Consider the following 5470-nt stretch of genomic DNA (forward strand, 5'->3'; position numbering starts at 1 on the left):
CCCCTAGCGGGCGGCGGCCGTTCGCGTCAGGATGGCCGGTGACCGGAGCGCAGCTCCCGGCGCGGGAGCGCGCCCATCGGCCGCCAGCGCTCGACCGCGCACTCGGGGTTGGCCCGCCACACCACGCCCTCGGGGTGGTGGAGCACGGCGGTGACCTCGTCGGGCGACGGTGGGGCTCCGTTGCCGCGCAGGTAGACCGAGCGCAGTCCGAGGTTCCGCAGTCTGGTGAGGGCGCGCGCCCGGTTCTGGGCGTGCACCAGGACCCGCACGCGCCCCGGGCCGCCGGGGCGCGGCAGCGACATCGCGACCACCACCGTGCCGTCGGGCATTCTCACCCAGCCGCCGTCAGCCATGGTGCCGTGCCTCTCTCCCGAGGGGCACCCGTTCCGTACTCACCCTGTGCACTCCTTCGCTCTCCTGCCGTGTCCGTCTCCTTCGGTCGACCCTGACTCCGGGCGGGCTGCCCGGGTCCCCGCAGGGCCGGTGCCGGGGCCGCCGGCGGCCTGCCCGCGGGTCCCGTCCGGGCGTGGCGCGCCCGGCCCGGCCGCCCGGCTCCCGGCCGGGAGCGCGCGTCCGGTCACCGGCCATCCTGACGCGAACGGCCGCCGCCCGCTAGGGGCGGCGGCCGAATCACACTCTGACCTGCGCTTTTACCGCGAGACCCCCGGATCGTGACCCAGGGCACCCGTAACTGCACTCTCCGGTGTCAGCGGGAGGCGGAGACGAGCACGGTAATCGCGTCGTCGAAGGGCAGCTCGGTGAGGACGCTGATCTTCGTGTTGGTGTCCGGGACGATGACGCTGTTGCCCGGGTTCTCCTCGTACCAGTAGGTGCCCCGCCGGTCGTCGAAGACCGGGTTGCCCGGCTTGGCGCGCAGCGTGGTGGGCTCACCGTTGGCGTGGATGGTGAGCCGCTCCACCGGGCGCCAGCCGAACGTCGCGTCCCGGCTCTGGAACCGGTTGCGCATGATGCTGCCGTCGGCCCAGCGGTCGGGCTTCGCGTGCGCGTCGACCGGGAGGATCAGTCCCCGGCCGGGGTGGACGCTGGTGTTGTTGTCGTTCTGGGAGGTGTCCCAGAGCCAGACGAGCATGCCGGGGCGGAAGGAGAAGTGCTCCACCCAGTCCGGGCGGGTGTCGAGGAACCCGAAGTTGTACGGGCCGCGTTCCAGCGTCCGGTCGTAGCCGGTGTACTGGCGGTTCTCGACGATGTAGAACTGCTCGTGCGTGGAGGTGATGGAGCCGCCGATGACGGAGAACCCGGCCACGGCCCAGTCGCCCTCGCCGCTCTCCGCGTCGTCGCTGAAGACGGTCTCGCCGTCGGCGGTGACGGTGATCGCGTCGGCGGTGAAGCCGGTGTCGGCGACGGCGACGTCGGTCAGGTAGCGGAACCGGAGTTCGACGGGCGCGCCGGCGAACGCGTCCAGCGGGTAGACGAGTTCGGCGTGGCCGCCGGAGGCGCCGTGCAGCGCGGGCCGGTCGGCGCCGTCGCGCGGCAGGGCCGCTCCGTCGGCGGTGCCGTCGAGGACGGTCCAACCGCCGTCACCGGCGCGGGCCTCGACGTAGAGGAAGTCGTAGTCCTCCTCGATCTCCCACCATCCGGTCAGCTCCAGGGCGGCGGTCTCGGCGCCGGTCAGGTCCACGGTGCGGGTGAGCGTGTTCTCCAGGCCGTTGCCGGAGCCGCTCCACCACTGGGACTCGCCCTGGGCGGGGGCGACCACCTCCCGGGTCACCTCCTTCTCGGGCAGCTCGACGATCAGCGCCTGCTTGCCCTTGAGCGGCTTGCGCTCGCCCTCGGGGTAGGTGAGCCCGGCGGAACCGATGCGGTGCACCGAGGAGGTCGCGGCCTTCGCGGTCGCGTGGTCCAGCCAGCCGAGTTGCAGCTTCTCCCAGGCGCCCATCTCGTTGGGGACGGCGCCGATGGTGCCGTCGCCGTAGCCGAGCCAGGAGCCGGAGGACATCGCCGACCAGAAGGTGGTGCCGTTCTCCCCGCCGGCGGTGTCGTACAGGTCCGGCAGGCCCAGGTCGTGGGCGAACTCGTGGGCGAAGACGCCGACCCCGCCGTTCTCCGGCTGGATGGTGTAGTCGCCGACCCAGAAGTCCGTCTCGCCGATGCGGGTGCCGCCGGCGAGGTTGCCCTCGGGGCCGACCTGGCCGGCGAGGTCGTAGAAGGCGAACCAGCGGTGCGCCCAGATCGCGTCGTCGCCCTGCGCGCCGCCGCCCGCCGAGGCGTCCTCGCCGGCGTGGACGATCTGGAAGTGGTCGATGTAGCCGTCCGGCTCGTTGAAGTCGCCGTTGTTGTTGTGGTCGTAGCGGTCCTTGACGTCGTACTCGGCGAGGATCGCCTCGATCTCGGTCCGGCTCAGACCTCGGGCGAGCTGGTCCTCGTACCAGGCGTCGACGCCGTCGGAGACGACCTCCCACACCGAGCGGCAGACGTTGGAGCCGCAGGCGGTGTTGCCGTAGCGGGCCTCGTTGTAGTCGACCTTGACCCAGTCGGTGACGTGGCCCTCAATGGAGTAGCGGCCGGAGGACTGGTTCTCGAAGTACTGCTTGACGGAGTCGCGGTCCGGGTCGTCCCCGAAGTACAGCTCCTCGAAGTGCGCCCGGTCGAAGTCGGGCTGCCAGATGGTGGTGTTGTCGACCGCCCGGTCCGGCTCCTCGATCTGATTGGCGAGCGGGCCGGGGTCACCGCCGAACTCGGGGTGGATCTCGTCGCCGAACTCCACCAGGATCGTGAAGATGCGGTCGGTGCCGACCGTGGCCACCTCGGCGAACTCGCCGTCGGCCAGCTCGACGACCTCGGAGCCGTTCTCGCTGCGGGGCCGGGCCTGGCCGGTGATCAGCCGGGACTGCGCCTCCTGCTTGAGCGCCACCCGCTTCTCGTCGAGCGGGTTCTCCAGGTGGTCCGGGGCTTCGCTGCGAGGGGCCGGCGCGGCGGAGTGTGCGCTGTTCTCGTGATCGACGTCGGGGACGGCGTGCGCGGTCCCTGCCGTGCCCAGCAGGGTGGCGCCGAGGGCGATGACCCCCGCGGCGGCGACGGCGCGTGACGATCGGGTGCGGGATCTCAGACTTCTGTTCACTTGGGGGCAGTCCTCCTGCGCGATCAGTGACAGTGCAGAGAGGAATCTGACACAGTGACACCACAAAAGGACAGAGCACGCACGGAAAGAGAGCAGAAGCCTCCCGCTTCGCCGCCGTTTCTGGATCGCGCACCGTGCGCCGCCGAGCCATGACTCCGTGCGCCCCCTCATGCAACGATCCTGTCGGCGGTGGGGGCTTACGCTTGGGCGCGGCCGGGAATCGACGCCGGTAGGGCTGCCCCAGCCATCCGTTCCGGGGCGGCCGTCAGCACACACCCCCCAGGACGGACGGACCCAAGCCATGCCGCACCCGACACCGCTCCAGACCGTCGCCGGCTCGGCGACGGTGGTCTCCGTGACCCTGTTACTGCTGCTGCTCGTGCCCGAGGCATCCCCCGTCCTCGTCGCCGCCTTCGCCACCGGTGCCCTCGCCCTCGGCGTCGGTGTCGGCGTGCTGCTCCGTCCCCGCCGCGCCGCCGCGCACGGCCCCGTGGCCGTGCCGCCCCGTCCGACGGAAACAGGGGCCGGGCCGGTCGCGCCGGTCCCCTCGCCCCACCCTCCTCACCCCGCCCACAGCTCGGCAATCGTCACGAGGCCGGAAGTCAGAGTCTGACTTCCGGCCTCGTCGCTGTTCCGGGGTGACCGCCCGGGGCGGACGGCGTGAACGGCTGTGCGAGGACGACCACATGTGTGCGGTCCCGAACGGATGCGTTCGGGACCGCACACATGTGAGCCACGTGTCGACTGTCGCCCGACCGATCGCGACCACTCGCGACCGGCCGGAGCGTGGGCGGTGTCAGGCGGTCGAGACCACCACGGTCTTGGCGCCCTTGTCGTGGAGGCACTGCCGGTAGGGCTTGTCCCAGGTGCAGAACAACACGTTCACCAGCCAGAACAGGAACCCCAGGCACGGGATCAGCTGGGGCAGCGAGTAGATCGCGGCCCGCGTCCAGCCCGGGTTGCCCGCGGGGGTGTTCCCGCTGTCGAGCATGCCCACCCGGATCTTCATCGCCATCTTCCCGACCGTCTGCCCGCGCCGGGTCAGCATGACGCCCTCGTAGACGAAGTACACCAGCAGGAACACCGCCTGCTGGAACCACGAGCGGCCGTCGGTGCTGTCGTAGCCGGAGCTGAAACCGGTCGCCGCGCCCAGGAGCAGGAAGACCGGGATGCCCACCAGCAGCGAGTCGATGATCCGCGCCAACAGCCGCCGCGGCAGCGAGCCCAGCGGCGGCATCCCCGCCAACGGGCCCTCGTCGCCGTACGGGCCGGGCTGCGCGCCGTAGCCCCCGGGCGGCGGCGGGGCGTTGCCGTACCCCCCGGGAGGCGGCGGCGCGTTGCCGTACCCCCCGGGAGGCGGCAGACCGCCGCCCGGCCCGCCGGGGGGCGGATCGGCACCGGGGCTGCCGGCGTCGCCCGCCGGCGGCGGCACCCCGTGGCTGCCGGGCGGCGGGGCGTGGGGCGGCTGGCCGTGGGGGGACTCCCCGGGCCGCGGGTCACCGGGGCCGGGAGGCGGCTGGTCAGTGCTCATGTCCCGAGTCCAACCCCGGCCCCCGCCGCGCGCATCCGGTGGGGGCCGATCGGGCGACGGCCGCCCGCCCGAAGCGCTGACGCCCCGGCGCGGGGCGGGGCGTCACCACGACCGGTCGGCCGGGGCGGGAGCGAGGTCGGCGGCGGACCGCCGGGTCACCCCCGCCGGCGCACCGCGGCGACGAAGGTGCCGGCCACCTTGTCGTGCCAGCACTGCCGCCACGGCCGGTCCCACAGGCACCACACCACGTTCAGCAGCCCGACGAGGAGGACGCCCAGCACCGAGTAGGTCAGCCAGCGCACCAGGACCGAACCGGCGCCCGGCTTGTCGTGGCCGTCCATCGTCGCGAGCCGCAGCCCGGTCGCCGCCTTGCCGGGGCTGCGGCCCCAGACGGCCGAAGGCAGCGCCTCCAGCACCAGGCTCACCAGGAGCATCGCGCCCAGGACCATGCCGAGGTAGCCGGCGGTGGTGGTGTCCAGCAACCAGACGGTGTCGGTGACTCCGGCCTGCTCGACCGCCTCGATCTTCCCCTGCACATGGTCGCGCGCCCGATCCACCAGGGGCCAGGCGACCGCCGCCGCCGCGGCCAGCGGCAGCAGCGAGTCCAGCACCCGAGCGGTGAGGCGACGGCCCAGTCCGGCCGGGTACGCCTGGCCGAGGTCCGTCTCCCACGGAGCGGTGGCCGACAGCGCGAGCGGCTGCACCGGGCGCAGCGGCGCGGCGCCGGCCGGCCCGTGGGGAGCGGCGGCGCCCTCCGCGCCGAACGGCTGTGCCGGCGAGGGGAAGGCCGGCTGCCCGGCTGCGGAACCGGCGAGCGGATGCCCGGGCGCGGGGACCGACCGGGTGGGCAGCCCGTGCCC

Annotated in this window: 5 protein-coding genes; 1 reads left to right on the plus strand and 4 read right to left on the minus strand. The window is 73.2% G+C overall.

Annotation, left to right across the window (positions count from 1 at the left end):
* Positions 1–26: 26 nt before the first annotated feature.
* A complete protein-coding gene (locus HCN56_RS23075; RefSeq protein WP_167974208.1) occupies positions 27–353 on the minus strand; it encodes a hypothetical protein in 327 nt (108 codons plus the stop codon).
* Positions 354–706: 353 nt separating this feature from the next.
* Complete coding sequence (locus HCN56_RS23080) at positions 707–3079, minus strand: immune inhibitor A domain-containing protein (protein WP_312871394.1); 2373 nt, start codon at positions 3077–3079, stop codon at positions 707–709.
* Between the two features lie 301 nt (positions 3080–3380).
* Between HCN56_RS23080 and HCN56_RS23085 the strand changes: the two genes are divergently transcribed.
* Entirely contained in the window at positions 3381–3692 is a 312-nt protein-coding gene (locus HCN56_RS23085; RefSeq protein WP_167974212.1) for a hypothetical protein, read from the plus strand.
* A 183-nt stretch (positions 3693–3875) separates the two neighbouring features.
* Here HCN56_RS23085 and HCN56_RS23090 read toward each other — a convergent pair whose 3' ends face one another.
* Positions 3876–4610, minus strand: a complete 735-nt coding sequence (locus tag HCN56_RS23090; protein WP_167974214.1) for an RDD family protein — start codon at positions 4608–4610, stop codon at positions 3876–3878.
* Between the two features lie 155 nt (positions 4611–4765).
* The coding region (locus HCN56_RS23095; RefSeq protein ID WP_167974217.1) for an RDD family protein at positions 4766–5470 on the minus strand (705 nt) is incomplete at its 5' end.

The sequence above is a fragment of the Streptomyces lonarensis genome (assembly GCF_012033735.1).
Lineage (GTDB): Bacteria > Actinomycetota > Actinomycetes > Streptomycetales > Streptomycetaceae > Streptomyces > Streptomyces lonarensis.

Coding starts and splice junctions, on each gene's coding strand:
- HCN56_RS23075 (WP_167974208.1), bottom strand. CDS start 353: ATGGCTGACGGCGGCTGGGTGAGAATGCCCGACGGCACGGTGGTGGTC.
- HCN56_RS23085 (WP_167974212.1), top strand. CDS start 3,381: ATGCCGCACCCGACACCGCTCCAGACCGTCGCCGGCTCGGCGACGGTG.
- HCN56_RS23090 (WP_167974214.1), bottom strand. CDS start 4,610: ATGAGCACTGACCAGCCGCCTCCCGGCCCCGGTGACCCGCGGCCCGGG.